The 14,666-nt window shown below is 63.2% G+C and carries 12 protein-coding genes and 1 rRNA gene; 10 read left to right on the forward strand and 3 right to left on the reverse strand.

Annotation, left to right across the window (positions count from 1 at the left end; all coding sequences use genetic code 11):
- Positions 1 to 31: 31 nt before the first annotated feature.
- The 4 genes from ABEA23_RS03420 to ABEA23_RS03435 all read left to right on the forward strand — a co-directional run bounded on the left by ABEA23_RS03420 (position 32) and on the right by ABEA23_RS03435 (position 5,744).
- Positions 32 to 1,321 (forward strand): sensor histidine kinase, encoded by a 1,290-nt coding sequence (locus tag ABEA23_RS03420; protein WP_345476660.1) that lies wholly within the window; start codon positions 32 to 34, stop codon positions 1,319 to 1,321.
- Positions 1,318 to 2,088 (forward strand): response regulator, encoded by a 771-nt coding sequence (locus ABEA23_RS03425; protein ID WP_345476661.1) that lies wholly within the window; start codon positions 1,318 to 1,320, stop codon positions 2,086 to 2,088. Before ABEA23_RS03420 ends, ABEA23_RS03425 begins: the two co-directional genes overlap by 4 nt.
- A gap of 156 nt (positions 2,089 to 2,244) precedes the next feature.
- Entirely contained in the window at positions 2,245 to 3,003 is a 759-nt protein-coding gene (locus tag ABEA23_RS03430) for an ABC transporter ATP-binding protein (protein WP_345476662.1), read from the forward strand.
- Positions 3,000 to 5,744, forward strand: coding sequence for an ABC transporter permease (locus ABEA23_RS03435; protein ID WP_345476663.1), 2,745 nt, complete (start codon positions 3,000 to 3,002; stop codon positions 5,742 to 5,744). The genes ABEA23_RS03430 and ABEA23_RS03435 overlap by 4 nt, the downstream gene beginning before the upstream one ends.
- A gap of 218 nt (positions 5,745 to 5,962) precedes the next feature.
- On the opposite strand, the gene ABEA23_RS03440 is transcribed toward ABEA23_RS03435, so the two are convergent.
- The 3 genes from ABEA23_RS03440 to ABEA23_RS03450 all read right to left on the reverse strand — a co-directional run bounded on the left by ABEA23_RS03440 (position 5,963) and on the right by ABEA23_RS03450 (position 8,187).
- Positions 5,963 to 6,127 (reverse strand): hypothetical protein, encoded by a 165-nt coding sequence (locus ABEA23_RS03440; RefSeq protein ID WP_345476664.1) that lies wholly within the window; start codon positions 6,125 to 6,127, stop codon positions 5,963 to 5,965.
- Positions 6,128 to 6,268: 141 nt separating this feature from the next.
- Positions 6,269 to 7,417 (reverse strand): ABC transporter ATP-binding protein, encoded by a 1,149-nt coding sequence (locus ABEA23_RS03445; protein ID WP_345476665.1) that lies wholly within the window; start codon positions 7,415 to 7,417, stop codon positions 6,269 to 6,271.
- Positions 7,418 to 7,629: 212 nt separating this feature from the next.
- Positions 7,630 to 8,187: a hypothetical protein gene (locus ABEA23_RS03450; RefSeq protein WP_345476666.1), complete on the reverse strand. Its 558-nt coding sequence runs from the start codon at positions 8,185 to 8,187 to the stop codon at positions 7,630 to 7,632.
- A 190-nt stretch (positions 8,188 to 8,377) separates the two neighbouring features.
- Between ABEA23_RS03450 and ABEA23_RS03455 the strand changes: the two genes are divergently transcribed.
- The 6 genes from ABEA23_RS03455 to ABEA23_RS03480 form a co-directional block, all read left to right on the forward strand.
- Positions 8,378 to 8,875, forward strand: a complete 498-nt coding sequence (locus ABEA23_RS03455) for a CarD family transcriptional regulator (RefSeq protein WP_044495509.1) — start codon at positions 8,378 to 8,380, stop codon at positions 8,873 to 8,875.
- 38 nt (positions 8,876 to 8,913) lie between these two features.
- Positions 8,914 to 10,233, forward strand: a complete 1,320-nt coding sequence (gene ispD / locus ABEA23_RS03460) for a 2-C-methyl-D-erythritol 4-phosphate cytidylyltransferase (protein ID WP_345476667.1) — start codon at positions 8,914 to 8,916, stop codon at positions 10,231 to 10,233.
- Between the two features lie 42 nt (positions 10,234 to 10,275).
- On the forward strand, positions 10,276 to 11,730 hold the full coding sequence (gene cysS / locus ABEA23_RS03465) for a cysteine--tRNA ligase (protein ID WP_345476668.1): 1,455 nt from the start codon (positions 10,276 to 10,278) through the stop codon (positions 11,728 to 11,730).
- Positions 11,723 to 12,718 carry a 23S rRNA (guanosine(2251)-2'-O)-methyltransferase RlmB gene (gene rlmB, locus ABEA23_RS03470; RefSeq protein ID WP_345476669.1) on the forward strand — a complete coding sequence of 332 codons (996 nt, stop codon included), beginning with the start codon at positions 11,723 to 11,725 and terminating at the stop codon, positions 12,716 to 12,718. The genes cysS and rlmB overlap by 8 nt, the downstream gene beginning before the upstream one ends.
- Complete coding sequence (locus ABEA23_RS03475) at positions 12,715 to 14,175, forward strand: maltokinase N-terminal cap-like domain-containing protein (protein WP_345476670.1); 1,461 nt, start codon at positions 12,715 to 12,717, stop codon at positions 14,173 to 14,175. The genes rlmB and ABEA23_RS03475 overlap by 4 nt, the downstream gene beginning before the upstream one ends.
- 389 nt (positions 14,176 to 14,564) lie before the next feature.
- Positions 14,565 to 14,666 (forward strand): 16S ribosomal RNA (locus ABEA23_RS03480); the annotation flags it as partial.

The raw sequence follows: 14,666 nt of genomic DNA on the forward strand, positions 1-14,666 counted from the left end.
AGGGCGCAGAACAGCTCCCTAGACTGTGTGCATGACAGAATTCGGGCGCCTCCCACCGCATGTGCGCACAGTGCGGTTCTTCGAGGAGCGACCCTGGTTGGGGGACAGTCTCTTCAAGGTCGCCCCGCTGACCCTGATGGCACTGCTGATCTGGGGCTTAAGCGCGTCGCACTACGGATTCATCGGCAACGCGGTTGACCCCCAAGTCATGCTTCTGTTGGAACTGATGGCCATCGTCCCGCTGGCGATCTCCAGGATTCAGCCAGGGGTGGCCGCAGGGATCATCGCCACTGCCGCGCTGCTGCAGATCCTCACACTCAGCGGACCCGGTGTCTCCGCTCTCAGCGTCCCGCTGGTGGTCTACACCTGCGCCAAATACGGCAGCCGTCGAGTCTCCCGCGGCTATCTGACCATAGCTCTGCTGGGTGCGGTGCTTCTGGCCATCTTTGTGGGATATCAGCAGATGGTGGCCAGCATCTATCCGGCGGATGCTCCCACGGCCATGGTCAACCTCCTGCTCATCGGCGGATTCGCTGCCGCCGTCGTGCTGGTGTTCTGGCTATTCGGCGACCTGGCCGGACGTAAGCGCGCCCAGCTGGAAGCCGTGGAGGAGAAGAACCGGCTGCTGGAACGCGAACGCGATCAGGAGGCCCGCTTAGCCGCCGACGCCGAACGCATGCGTATCGCCCGGGAGATGCACGATGTCATCAGTCACTCCATGTCGGTCATGATCGCCCAGGCCGACGGCGGCCGGTATGTCCTGCAGCAGGACCCTGCCCGCGCCGGAGCAGCCTTCGAGACCATCGCTGAGACAGGCCGCGAAGCGCTGACCGAGATGCGCCGCATGCTCGGGGTTCTCCGCGAAGAGCAGGAACAGCTGAAGAAGCGCCCGGCGCCGGGCATCCACGACCTACCGCAGCTGATTGCCGATGTGCGTGCCTCCGGCCTGCCCGTGGAACTGCACATCGCCGAGGCGGACATCCCCCCGCTGAGCGACGGTGTGGGGCTCGCGGTCTATCGCATTGTCCAGGAAGCCCTGACCAATACTCTCAAGCACGGCGGCACCGAGGCGACGTCGACCATCTGGTTGGGCACCGACTACGCCAGCGGGGAACTGGCCCTGGAGATCCATGACACCGGCCGTGGGGCTCAAGCGCCCAGCGACGGCCGCGGCTCGGGTCTGCTGGGGATGGCTGAGCGGGCCCGCCTCTACGGGGGGCAGGTAACCGCTCATCCCCGTCAGGACGGCTTTGAAGTGATGGCACGATTCCCGCTGGCCCGAGTGGGTGCAGGGCGTAGAAAGAAGGAGATCAGCGCATGAGCGCCGATGAGCAGACTCCCGCTCCGATCCCGACCGGGCGTGCCAGCACTGGGTTATCCGGGGTTGAATCGTCCAGCGTCGAATCATATGGCCCCGGAAATCCCTTGACCGTGCTGCTGGCCGATGATCAGGCGCTGCTTCGCGCCGGCTTCGCCATGGTTATCGATTCCCAGCCGGATCTGCAGGTGATCGCCCAGGCCGGCAATGGCCGCGAAGCGCTGGACCTGATCGGCGTCCATACACCGGATGTGGTCCTCATGGACATCCGCATGCCCGTGATGGACGGACTCGAGGCCACCGCCCAGATCACCGCGGACCAGAACCTGGCACACACCAAGGTGATCGTGCTGACCACATTCGATACTGATGAGTACGCCCTGCAGGCGCTGCAGTCAGGTGCCTCCGGCTTCCTGCTCAAAGACGTGCAGCCTGAAGTCCTGCTGGACTCGATCCGCACCGTGGTCACCGGTGGCGCCGTCGTCGCCCCCACTACCACCCGGCGGTTGCTGGACTCCACACTGCTGGGCGAGGGGCGTCGTCGTACTCCCACAACAGCGCAGCAGAAGCGCCTGGAGCTGCTGACTAAACGGGAGCGGCAGATGCTTGAAGAGATGGCCACAGGAGACTCCAATACGGAGATCGCCGCTCGACTCTTCCTCTCCGAGGCCACCGTGAAAACCCATGTGGGACAGGTGCTGGCTAAGCTCGGCGTGCGGGACCGAGTCCAAGCAGTCGTCTTCGCCTACGAGGCTGGAATCGTCGACTAACCCGCATCTGGCGGACCACAGCGGGCGGACTCATCCTGTAGGCGGAGAACAAGCTCCCTCCCCGGTCCGATGTTCACCGGCTCGGATTCTCATAGCGTGGGATACGGCTCGCACACTGCGGGCTGCACTTCCATGATGATGAGGAGAAGCTTCCCCATGAGCACCCAGATGCGTGTCCGCCCCGCGGTGAGGGCCGCCAATCTCACCAAGACCTATGGCACCGGCGATGCCACAGTGGTTCCGCTGAAGAACCTCAGTATCGACTTCGCCGCCGGTGCATTCACCGCGGTGATGGGCCCTTCGGGTTCGGGAAAGTCCACGTTGATGCATGTGCTGGCCGGACTGGACTCGGCAGACTCAGGAACGGTGACCCTAACCCACGACGACGGGGCCACCATTGAGCTGACCGGGCTCGGGGAGAAGGAACTCACCCGGGTGCGGCGTGAGCGTATCGGCTTCATCTTCCAGGCCTACAACCTGGTTCCGGCGATGACCGCCGAGGAGAACATTCTGCTGCCAGCATCCCTGGGAGGGGCCGCGACGGACCGGCTGTTCTTTGAGATGGTCATCGATCGGCTGGGGCTGACTGACCGGCTGCACCATCGTCCCTTCGAACTCTCCGGAGGCCAGCAGCAGCGCGTGGCCGTAGCCCGGGCTCTGGTCTCGAAGCCCGCAGTGATCTTCGCTGATGAACCGACCGGAAACCTGGATTCACGCACCGGGGCTGAGGTGTTGGGCCTGCTGCGCACTGCCGTGGACGAGTTCGGCCAGACCGTGGTCATGGTCACTCATGACGTCAATGCCGCAGCTGGAGCAGACAGCACGGTGATTCTCAATGACGGGCGGGTGGTAGACCAGCTGCAGGATCCCACTGCTGAGCTGCTGGCGGCACGGATGATCGAGGTCGCCAAATGAGCCTGATGAGCCCGGTGCTGCGCGCCAATCTGCGCTCCTCGGGCAAGAAGCTCTGGGCCGCCGGGGCAGCTATCACCATTTCGGTGGCTTTTATCATCACCGGTCTGCTCATGGTGGACTCCTTCACCCGCGGCATCAGCGAAGATGTTCAGGCCGAGGCAGCAGGTGCTGATCTCATCATCAATGCCGAGCACCTCAGCATCTGGGATGACGGCGAAGACCCGCAGGACCCCGTCCACCAGGACACGGTATTGGCGCAGCTGATCCAGGACCTGGATTCAGTAGAGGTCGCAGAGCCTGTCCGAGCCAGCTGGTTCGAGGTCTGGGACAACGCCGAGGATTTCCGGTTCAGCGTTGACGTGCGCACGGTGGGCACCACACAGGACGTGGAGCTTGCTGCGGGACGTCTGCCGCGGGATGAAACCGAACTGGTGCTTAATTCGACAGCTGCCGAGACCGAAGAACTCCAGATGGGTGACACGCTCAGCGCGGCTGATATCTCCTGGGACGAGGAGACCGGTCAGTCCCAGCATGCGGGAAGTGTGGACTACACCGTAGTCGGTATCGCCGAGGACGATCTTCCCTCACCGCACGGTCTGATGAGCGCCGCTGGTCTGGACCGGTTGCCGGGTACTGCGATGGTGGAGAACATCCGAGTGGCACTGCGAGGCGATCTGCACGAGAACGCTGCTGCCCAGGAGGATGCTCAGGCGGAGATCGCTGCGCTTATCGAGCGCAGTATCGATTCCGGCGCGCTGACTCTGCCTGAGGGAGTATCAGACTGGGCGCCTGAGGACGGTGCCAACGCCTACGGAGTCATCACGGTGGCTAGCGTGCAGGTGGCCACTAACCAGCAGATCGTGGACCAATGGATCGGCCAGCGCACCGGCGATGCCGATATTCTGCGCAATATCGCCTTCGGCTTCGGCGGCATCGCCGTCTTCGTCTCTGCGCTGGTGATCACCAATACGTTCCAGGTGCTTGTGGCCTCCCGGCTGCGGACTATGGCGCTACTACGGGCCATCGGAGCCGACGCGGCGCAGCTGCGCCGGGCAACCCTGGCTGAGGGCGCCGTGCTGGGCATTCTGGGCGGTGCTGCAGGCGTGCTGGCCGGATGGGTCCTGGCCCTGGCCTTCATGTTTGTGCTGCGGCTGCTCAACGATGGCGAGTCCCTGCCCGCGGTAGTCCCAAATGTCACTGCCATCGCAGTGGGACTGGGGCTGGGCCTGATCATGGCGGTGCTGTCCTCATTAGCCCCGGCGCTGAAAGCCGGAAGGGTCTCACCCATGGAGGCGCTGCGGCCAGCCGATGTCTCATCCAGCGGGGGCATTTCCCGGCCGCGGATCATCCTCGGGTCCGCTTTGGTAGCCATCGGCCTGGCGGTGGCGCTCTTCGCCGCGCTCTTCACACCGGAGAGCACGGACGAGTTTGCGGCGGTCAATGTTGATCCATGGTTGGGGCTGCCGATCCCTGTCTACGGCGTGGCCGGAGGGGCCCTAAGTTTCCTCGGTGTGCTGCTGCTGGGGCGTCTGATCATCCCGCCGCTGGTGAGCCTGCTGGGGAAGCTGCTGGCGAGGTTCTCCGCACTTCGGGTCACCGCGCCGCTGGCCGGCCAGAACGCTCGCCAGGTACCTGGCCGTACCACGGCCACTGCCTCTGCGCTGCTGGTGGGGGTGACCCTTGTGGTGACCATGACTGTGGGTGCCGCTACCGCCCAGCGAATGCTCTATGACGAGCTGGCGGAATCCCATCCGGTTGACGGATATGTCACTGCTACAGGCGCGGATATCGAGGAGACGCTGGCCCAGCTGCCTCAGGTCCAGGACGCCGCGGTGCTGGAGGGGGTGCAGGCCATGCTGCGCGGTGACTCCGGTCAGACTCCGGTCCAGGTGCTGGTCCTCAACTCTGATCAGCTGGAAGAGGTGGCCTACCGGGACGTTGCGCTGGAACCGGGTCAGGTGCTCGTCCCGGGATCATTCGTGTGGGGTGAGGAGCAGCTGTTCAACATGGCAGAGGAAGGTCAGCAGCAGACCGCCCGGCTGACCCCCGATGGGACTGCTGACTCCGGGGCACAAGACGCCGCCATGGAGCTCGAGGTTCAATTCGGCTCCTGGGTGCCTGCCGGAATGGTGGTCATCGCCGAGGAGTCACTTCCTGCTGAGGCAATTCCTGGCCCATGGCAGCCGGCCGAGCGTTACGGCGCCACCTTCCTGCGCATGGGCGAAGGTTCCGGGCAGACTGAGATCAACGGAGTCTTCGAGGCTTTCGGTGAGAACTCGGATCAGCTGAGCCTTGAATCGGCGTATGCGCGTGCTGGCTACGGCGAGATGATCGACATGGTGCTGCTTATGGTGCTGGTGCTGCTGGCCGCAGCCATCATTGTGGCGGTCATCGGCGTCAGCAATACGCTCTCCCTCTCGGTCTTTGAGCGACGGCGTGAAGCGGCACTGCTGCGCGCGGTGGGAATGAACCGCCGCGCCGTGGGCTCCATGATCTCCTTGGAAGCACTGCTGATGGCTGCAGTCGCATTGCTGCTGGGCACTGTCCTGGGCGGTTTCTTCGGCTGGGCTGGGGTCAGCTCGCTGGTGGCGCGCGAGGACTGGAGTGTGGTCCTGGAGATCCCCTGGTTGCGGGTTGCTGCCATCTGGGCTGCCACGCTGGTGGCCGCGCTGCTTGCTGCCTGGCTGCCAGCACGTCAGATGAGCCGAGTGCAGCCCGCTTCCGGGCTCAGCCAGCAGTAGCCTCCAGTGCTCACGACGACGCCCCGGCCACCTCTTTTAAGTGAGAGGTGCCGGGGCGTCGTCGTCGGTTGCCGTATGGGTTAGGTCAGTACGATCACCAGGATGACGATCAGGAGGATCGTGGTGATGCTGATGGGGATGTAGATGCCGCGCATGGTGTTTCACCCTTTCGGAACGGTTGACGGCGGTGCATGATCACTGACGTGAGTGATCCAGGACTAGGTCAGCGCACGGATCAGATACAGCACTCCGAGGACGGCGAGGATGCCGACGATGACGGAGCCTGCGATCCCTGCGGCGATCTCAAATACGGTGATCGCCAGCCACAGCAGGACGATCGCAATAACGATCGTGATGACAATGGACACTGCGCTTCTAGCCATGGCTCCACCCTAGGAATCCCTAACTGGACAGTTACTGGATATCTGCTGTTTGCCTAGTGTGAATATGCAAAAAGCGCCGGAGAACCATCGTTTCCGATGAGTCTCCGGCGCTTTTGTCAGCACCTATAAATGCTGTGCGGCTTACTCTTCGCTGTCCTGCAGTGCTTCCACATCTGCCAACTTGGCGTGCGGAGTATTCTCCGGGATCGCGCCGTTGAGCCGGAGGCCGGTCTCCACATCGAAGAGGTGCACATGGTCCACATTGGGCTTGATGAAGACCTTGTCGCCCTTCATGGGAGGACGACGGCCATCTACACGGACGATCAGCGGCTGGAAGGTGTGAATGCCCTCCGGGGTGCCGTAGATGTAGGCGTCTGCGCCAAGCTCTTCGACCACGTCGACGACCATCGGCAGGCCGGTGCCGTCGGTGGAGATCTCCATGTCCTCGGGGCGAACGCCCAGGGTCACCTTGTCGCCGCTGCCCTTGGAAAGGTGGCCACCGGGGATGGTGAAGCGGTCGTTGCCCAGGATGATGTCATCACCGGTCTTGGCCACCTGGAACAGGCTCATGGCGGGGGAGCCGATGAAGCCTGCCACGAAGACGTTGGCGGGTGTGTCGTAGAGATTGCGGGGGCTGTCCACCTGCTGCAGGATGCCGTCCTTGAGGACCGCCACACGGTCGCCCATGGTCATGGCTTCCACCTGGTCGTGGGTGACGTAGACGGTGGTGGTCTTCAGCTGCCGGGTCAGGGCTGCGATCTGGGTACGAGTCTGTACGCGCAGTTTGGCGTCCAGGTTGGACAGCGGCTCATCCATCAGGAAGACCTTGGGGGAGCGCACGATGGCGCGACCCATCGCCACGCGCTGACGCTGACCACCGGAGAGTGCCTTCGGCTTGCGGTCCAGGTAAGGAACCAGGTCCAGGATCTCAGCGGCCTTCTTGACCCGCTCTGCGCGCTCTTCCTTGGAGACTCCAGCGATCTTCAGGGCGAAGCCCATGTTCTCTGCCACCGACATATGGGGGTAGAGGGCGTAGTTCTGGAAGACCATCGCAATGTCGCGGTCCTTGGGAGAGACGTGGGAGACGTCCTCGCCACCGATGAGGATGCGGCCCTCATTGACCTCTTCGAGGCCGGCCAGCATGCGCAGGGCGGTGGACTTACCACAACCGGAGGGGCCCACCAGGACGAGGAACTCGCCGTCGGTGATCTCCAGGTGGAGTTTGTTGATGGCAGGCCGCGCGCCTGGGGTGTAAACGCGGCTCGCAAAGTCATAGGTCACTGAAGCCATGATGTTTCCCTTTCACGGGCAGGTACGTGCCCGACGATCCGTAGTGAAGGTGGTGACACTGCACATCCGCCGGTGTGGCATGACTCACAGTGTCGCCAGAATCACACCACAGAAGTTCGCTCAAGTCCATTTGTGACACAGGCAACGAAATGAGGGCCCTCACCGCTATGGGTGAAGGCCCTCATGAAGGCAGTTGTGCGTGAGTGTCCGCGTCAGTGGTGAGCGGCATCCGGATCGTGGTGGGCTGCGCCGCCGCCGTAAGTGTCGGGGCCATGCTCCAGGTGCTCAACGGTGGACTCATCGAAGTCATCCGGCAGGAGAGCGCGGTACTCGGCAATGCCGCCGTCGAGGACACTTGCACCAACGGTTTCTTCAGTGCCGTTGATGGAAATAGTCACGTCCTGCATCGCTCCGGGAGCTGCCTGAATCGAGGAGACGATGAGCTCGTCGTCGTTCTGGAGGTTGATGGCCTCACCGGAGGACAGGCTGAAGGGGAAGGTGTCGCCAGCCGCGGAGATTTCCACCTGGGCATCCTCCGCACTGTTGTTGCTCACGACGCCGACTAGGCGAGCAGGGCCGCCCTCCTCGTTGGCGATGAACGTCAGGTGGCGCACTTTGACGCCCTCGGCATCGAACATCACGCCGTCTGACCCCGAGTAGACGTGGGTGGTGGCCTGATAGTTCACGGCGCTGCAGCCGGTGGCCAGCACTGCTGCCAGTGCCAGGGATGCGGCAGCTGCGCGGCGGGTGGGGGAGGGGGCGAACTTCACGTCGGAAATCTCCTCATGAGGTCGGTGCGACGTTGTCGCGTCCAGACTACTTGATCAGCAGTAATTCTACATGGCGTAGAAGAGAATTGTGCGCGGCGAACCTTATGCCCACTCCCCGGAGCTTGCATCTCGACACGCCGATAAACGCCTGTGCGTGATAAACTGGACTGCGGGAAAGGGGAATAATTACATGAATTTCGAAGTCGGAGAGACAGTCGTATACCCGCACCACGGTGCCGCCACCATTGAAGAGGTGGAGATGCGCACTTTCAAGGGGGAGGAAAAGACCTACCTCACGTTGCGAGTCTCTGAAGGCGACCTGACCATCAAAGTTCCGGCTGAGAACGTTGACCTCGTGGGTGTTCGCGACGTGGTGGATGAAGAAGGCCTGGATCACGTATTCGGCCTGCTGCGGGCGGAGCACACTGAAGAGCCCACCAACTGGTCCCGCCGTTACAAGGCGAATGTGGAGAAACTGGCCTCGGGTTCCATTAACAAGCTTGCTGAGGTCGTTCGTGACCTCTGGCGCCGTGAGAATGACCGCGGACTCTCCGCTGGCGAGAAGCGGATGCTCTCCCAGGCCCGGAGGATCCTGGTCTCGGAGCTGCGGCTGGCCAAGGAGCTGACCGAAGAGGATGCAGAGCAGCTCCTCGATCAGGTGCTCTCCGAAACCTCAGCCACCGCCTAAGCGCGGTTCAGCTTCGAGCTCACCGTAGAATCGCATATATGACTCAACGCCCGACGGATGCCCTGTTTAGCACAGGAGATCCTCGGGCGTTAGTCATTGTTGCCGCCGGTTCCGGCACGCGGCTGGGCTACGGGGTACCCAAAGCAGCTGTGCCGCTGGCCGGGCGCAGCATCCTCTCCCGGGCCCTGGATGCGGTGACTGCTGAACTCGGCCTCGGGCTGCTCGTGGTGGTCGTACCACCGGATCCCAACGCAGAGGCGACCCGTCAGCAGCTGGTGGCAGAAGCCAACGCTGTCGAGGCCACCGGAGTTCGCGTCGTCGTCGTCTCAGGTGGGTCTACCCGGGCTTCTTCGGTCAACGAGGGCCTGGCCTCCGTCCAGGAACACGCCAGGCACCATGACTGGCCGGCGGAGCGAACCACCGTCCTGATTCACGACGCCGCCCGCCCGCTCACCCCGCCCGAGGTCTTCCAGCGGGTGCTGCAAGCAGTGGAGGGCGGTGCTGAGGCAGTAGTGCCGGCAGTCCCGGTCACCGACACCATCAAGCAGGTCAGCGCGGCTGGCACGGATGCTTCGGCAGAACTCGAGATCGTGGGCTCCACTCCAGCTCGAAGCCAGCTGCGCGCAGTGCAGACCCCGCAGGGCTTCACCCTGGACCTTCTGGAGCGCGCCCTCGAGCACACCGTGGGGCTGAGCGATGAAGAGGCCGCAGCGTTGACTGATGAGGCGATGATCGCCGAGCACCTAGGGGTGGAGGTCGCCGTCGTCGCCGGTCACCCCCGCGCCCTGAAAATCACCACAGAGACAGACCTGCTCACAGCCACCGCGCTGCTTCAGGAGACACACATGCCCGCTGCCCAGGCGCCGCTGCCCCGGGTGGGCATCGGCCATGACATTCATGCCTTCGCCCCCGAGGATCAGCCCACGGAGCTCTGGTTGGCCGGCCTGCACTGGCCCGGTCAACAGGGACTCTCCGGGCATTCCGACGGCGATGCCGTGGCCCATGCTTGCTGCGATGCGCTCTTCTCCGCGGCAGGACTGGGAGACCTGGGTGTGCATTTCGGCGCAGACACTATGGGCACATCTCGCCCTGAACTGGCCGGTGCCTCAGGAGTGATGCTGCTGGCCGAAGCGGCGGCAATCGTGCGTCGGGCCGGCTTCCGCATCGGATCACTCTCCGTGCAGTTCATCGGCAACCGGCCCAAGTTCGGGCCGCGCCGCGAAGAAGCCCAGCGAGCGCTCAGCGAGGCCGCCGGTGCTCCGGTGGCAGTCTCGGCCACTACTGCTGACGGACTGGGCTTCACCGGCCGGGCCGAGGGCATCATGGCTACTGCCACTGCCGTGCTGGTCAAGGACTAAACGCTCCAGGGCTGAGCGGGGCCGCTGCGGTACCCTTGGGCCGTGGCACTGCGACTTTACGACACCAAAACAGCCGAGATCCGGGACTTCTCCCCGCTGCACGAGGGACGGGTCTCGCTCTACTACTGTGGTGCCACTGTTCAGGGCAAGCCCCATGTTGGCCATGTCCGCTCGGCGGTGGCCTTCGACATCCTGATTCGCTGGCTGCGTGCCAGCGGCTATGACGTGCTCGCGGTGCGCAACGTCACCGATATCGATGACAAGATCCTGGAAAAGTCCGCGGCTTCCTACAGCCCGGAATTCCGCGCGGACCAGGACTACCCCGCCGAGGAACCCTGGTTTGCTCTGGCGTACCGGTTCGAGCAGGCCTTCCACGCGGCCTATGACGCCCTGGGCGTGCTGCGGCCCAACTATGAACCACGTGCCACCGGGCACATCACGGAGATGTTCGCGCTGATCCGCAGGCTCATTGACGCCGGCCACGCCTATCCAGCACCTGATGGCTCGGGTGATGTCTACTTCGACGTGCGTTCCTGGCAGAACTACGGGGAGCTCACCAGGCAGCGCGTGGAGGATATGCAGGATGCTCCCGACGCCGATCCCCGCGGTAAGCGCGACCCCCGGGACTTCGCCCTGTGGAAGGGGTATAAGGAAGGGGACCCGGAGACTGCTGCCTGGGATTCTCCCTGGGGTCGCGGTCGTCCCGGCTGGCACCTGGAGTGCTCGGCAATGGCGACCAAGTATCTCGGGGCGGAGTTCGATATCCACGGCGGAGGCCTGGATCTGCGCTTCCCGCACCATGAGAACGAACTTGCCCAGTCCCGGGCCGCCGGTGATGAGTTCGCTCGGTACTGGCTGCACAACGGCATGGTGACCTATCAGGGCCAGAAGATGTCGAAGTCCATCGGCAACACCATCTCCCCGGAAGAGATGCTCTCCCAGGCGCGCCCCAAGGCTGTCCGCTACTTCCTGGGTCAGGCTCATTACCGCTCCCAGCTGGACTATCGTCCCGGTTCCCTGCAGGAGGCCGAGGCCGCCGTCGAACGCATCGAGGGTTTCCTGGCCAAATCCCTGGGGGAGCAGCCGGTTCAACTGCAGCTTCCTGAAGCCTTCCGCGCCGCCATGGATGATGATCTCAACGTTCCGGCAGCATTGGCTGTGTTGCATGAGAGTGTCCGTGCAGGTAACACCGCCCTGGCCCAGGGACAGAAGACGGTGGCCGCAGAACGTGCCGCAGAGGTGGCCTCCATGACGCAGGTGCTGGGACTGGCGGATGTGCCGGAGCCCGACGGCGCAGGCTCGGCCGAGCACGCCGCACTGGGTACTCTGGTGGATCACCTGATGACCGAGCGGGCAGCGGCCAAAGCCGAGAAAGACTATGCCCGCGCTGACGCGATCCGCGATCAGCTCACTACCGCAGGCGTGATCATCGAGGACACCCCAGAGGGTGCCCGATGGAGCATTGCCGCACAGACCAAGGGGGACACACATGGCTAAGGACTCTCGTCCCAAATCGGCCGCTGTCCGGAAGAATAAGAAGGGCCCCACCTCGGGCTCGGGTGGACAGGGCCGCCGCAAACTCGAAGGCAAGGGTCCGACTCCCAAGGCAGAGGACCGCGTCTATCACAAGGCTCATAAGCAGAAGCAGCTGGCCGAGCGCGCCGCTGCAAAGCGTGAGGCGAATCGGCCTCGTACCCGCGGTTCCGGCTATGGAGCTGATGATGTGGTGGCCGGCCGCAATCCTGTGCTGGAGGCGCTGGTTGAGCGTGTCCCGGCGAAGGAGATGCTGGTGGCCGCTGACATTGAGTCTGATGGCCGCGTGCGGGAGGCGCTGCAGCACTGCGCCGAGCAGGGTGTCCGGGTGCGTGAGCTGACTCGTCGGCAGTTGGACAACGCGACCGGTGACGCGGTGCATCAGGGTCTGGCTCTGGTGCTGGAGCCCTATGAGTATGCCGATGCTGCGGAGCTGACCGAGGAGCTGCTGGAGAAGGCCGACAAGGGCTATATCGCGCATCAGCCGCTGTTGGTGGCCTGTGATTCCATCACTGATCCGCGCAACCTGGGCGCCATTCTGCGTGCCTCGGCAGCTTTCGACGCTGATGGGGTGCTGGTGCCTGAACGTCGCAGCGCCGGTGTGACCGCAACCGCCTGGAAGACTTCGGCCGGCGCGGCTGCACGCATCCCGGTGGCCCGTGCCAAGAACCTCACCCAGGCGCTGAAAGAAGCCAAGAGCTTGGGGTATTTCGTGGTTGGACTCGACGGCGGCGGCGAGATGTCCTTGCCCGGACTCTCTCTGGCCGAAGAGCCGCTGATCGTCGTCGTCGGCTCCGAGGGCAAGGGGCTCTCCCGGTTGGTGGCTGAGACCTGTGACGCGATTGTCTCGATTCCCATCACGAAGAGCACCGAGTCGTTGAATGCCTCGATGGCGGTGGGCATCACGCTCTATGAGATTTCTACAGCGCGCCAGGGGGTCCGCCAGTCATGACCACGGTGCGCATCCGAGGCGAGGAACAGCCTGGTTTCCTGGAGATCCTCAGCAATTGGCTGCCGCATCAGCCGTGGTTCCCGACTCCGCGCGGGCGCCGCAGCCTGACTCGGGTGGGCGGCCTCCGTCTGCCAACCCCCCAGGGGGATCCCGACTCGGGTCTCTTCCTGGAGCACCATGTATTCGACGTCGAGCTGCCCCAAGGGCCGCAGCGGATCTCTGTTCCGGTGGCGCTGCGCAGTCGGCCCTCAGCGCTGGCGGGCAAAACGGCTTTCATCGGGAAGCTGACCGACCAGAACGGCAAGGATCTCTGGGTATACGACGGTGCCCGGGATCGGGCCTTTCTCGCCGCCTGGCTTGAGATGGCCCGACGTCGCCAAGGCAGCCGCAATGGGCGTTCCCGCGGGGAGGCTCTAGCTGGATTCGAAACGTGGGACGCCTTTGAGCTGCAGATGCGCCGCAGCGCGGTGCAAGCACAGGATGCTTCCCATACGCGCACCCTGGTTGCCCCTGAAGATGCGGCCGAGGAAGGTGACTGGGAGAAGAAGGTAGTGGTGGACTTCCTGCGTCGCCCTACTCAGCAGCGCACACCGCTGTTGGAAACAGTGCTGACTCTGACTCGGGCCAATAGCCGTTCCGTTCCTCGAGTGCTGGGCACCATCTCCGGCGCCTGGGAGAAGACCGCCACAGCTGCTGACGAGGCCGAGTGGGAGAACGGTGATTTATCGGTCATCCGTGAGGCCGGCGTCGAAGCCCCATCCGCCTGGGCTCTTGCACGGGCTGCTCTGAAAGCCGGCCGCAGCTTCTCAGCCGAGGCCGGTGAACTCGGCCGGTGGCTCGGGACATTCCATGCTGACCTCGCCGGGGCCTTCGGTGCGCACCCGCAGTCAACTGCTCAGCTGAAGAGCATGGCCCAGAACGCCCAAGCTGCCTTGAGTTCCCAGTGGGCTGGCGTGCGCGAAGAGTTCGACGAGGACGAAGCTGCTGACCTGCACGAGGTCATCGACCTGATGACCATGCAGCTGCGCGATGCTGATGAGCCCTTGATGCTGCAGCAGATTCATGGGGACCTCAGCCTGGGTCACGCTCACCAGATGACCCCCCAGCGCTGGGTCTTCAATGAATCCGACGGACTTATTGAGCGTGCGCTCGGTCTCCGGGATGTGGTCACCATGCTGATGTCAGCAGCCAACCTGGTCATGGAAGTCGCCAATGAAACACCGGAAGCTTCCAGCACTGAAGAGGGGGAGGCGCAGGCCCCGGTGAACTTCGGCCAGTGGTACGAGGAGTTCACCAAGTCCTTCCTGAAGGGATACCGCAGCTCAGATGTCGATGCATCTGGAGTGGATTCGGTCTTCTTCCGGGCCGCCATGCTGGCAGAAGCCCTGGAGCTTTTCGCCCAGTGGGAGGGCAGCTGGGTCTTCCGACCCTCCATGCTGCTCCAGGTTGAGGGCTAATTTTCCGCGGAATCACGGGGAAGTAGGACACCCTGTTCACCTGGAATTTACATCCGGGGAAAAGTGGTGGTAGAGTTTCATCTCGCGCCGCTGATCGAAAGCAAAGCTGAGGTTGGCAGCGAGACGGAGGATCTGATAAGATTCTCCAGCTATCGAAAACAGATCGGAAACACGGAGTTGACACTCCGAAAACGAACTGGTAAGATAGAAAAGTTGCTCCGGAGCGACTCGGAAGGATAACTTCTGACGGTGCCGGAAGCGCTTGTTGTTTGAGAACTCAATAGTGTGCCAAGTTTTTTGATACCAAATTATTTACTATTTATTTGGTAGTCACAGCAATCACACCCCCGTGTGAATGACTGTGACATGCCAGATCAATTATCTATCTTTTGATGGAGAGTTTGATCCTGGCTCAGGATGAACGCTGGCGGCGTGCTTAACACATGCAAGTCGAACGATGAAGCTTCCTGCTTGCAGGAAGTGGATTAGTG

It is taken from the genome of Nesterenkonia rhizosphaerae (genome assembly GCF_039544555.1).
Classification (GTDB): domain Bacteria; phylum Actinomycetota; class Actinomycetes; order Actinomycetales; family Micrococcaceae; genus Nesterenkonia; species Nesterenkonia rhizosphaerae.

Coding starts and splice junctions, on each gene's coding strand:
- rlmB (WP_345476669.1), top strand. CDS start 11,723: ATGGCTAAGGACTCTCGTCCCAAATCGGCCGCTGTCCGGAAGAATAAG.
- ABEA23_RS03425 (WP_345476661.1), top strand. CDS start 1,318: ATGAGCGCCGATGAGCAGACTCCCGCTCCGATCCCGACCGGGCGTGCC.
- ABEA23_RS03440 (WP_345476664.1), bottom strand. CDS start 6,127: ATGGCTAGAAGCGCAGTGTCCATTGTCATCACGATCGTTATTGCGATC.
- ABEA23_RS03455 (WP_044495509.1), top strand. CDS start 8,378: ATGAATTTCGAAGTCGGAGAGACAGTCGTATACCCGCACCACGGTGCC.
- ABEA23_RS03445 (WP_345476665.1), bottom strand. CDS start 7,417: ATGGCTTCAGTGACCTATGACTTTGCGAGCCGCGTTTACACCCCAGGC.
- ABEA23_RS03475 (WP_345476670.1), top strand. CDS start 12,715: ATGACCACGGTGCGCATCCGAGGCGAGGAACAGCCTGGTTTCCTGGAG.
- ABEA23_RS03435 (WP_345476663.1), top strand. CDS start 3,000: ATGAGCCTGATGAGCCCGGTGCTGCGCGCCAATCTGCGCTCCTCGGGC.
- ispD (WP_345476667.1), top strand. CDS start 8,914: ATGACTCAACGCCCGACGGATGCCCTGTTTAGCACAGGAGATCCTCGG.
- ABEA23_RS03420 (WP_345476660.1), top strand. CDS start 32: ATGACAGAATTCGGGCGCCTCCCACCGCATGTGCGCACAGTGCGGTTC.
- ABEA23_RS03430 (WP_345476662.1), top strand. CDS start 2,245: ATGAGCACCCAGATGCGTGTCCGCCCCGCGGTGAGGGCCGCCAATCTC.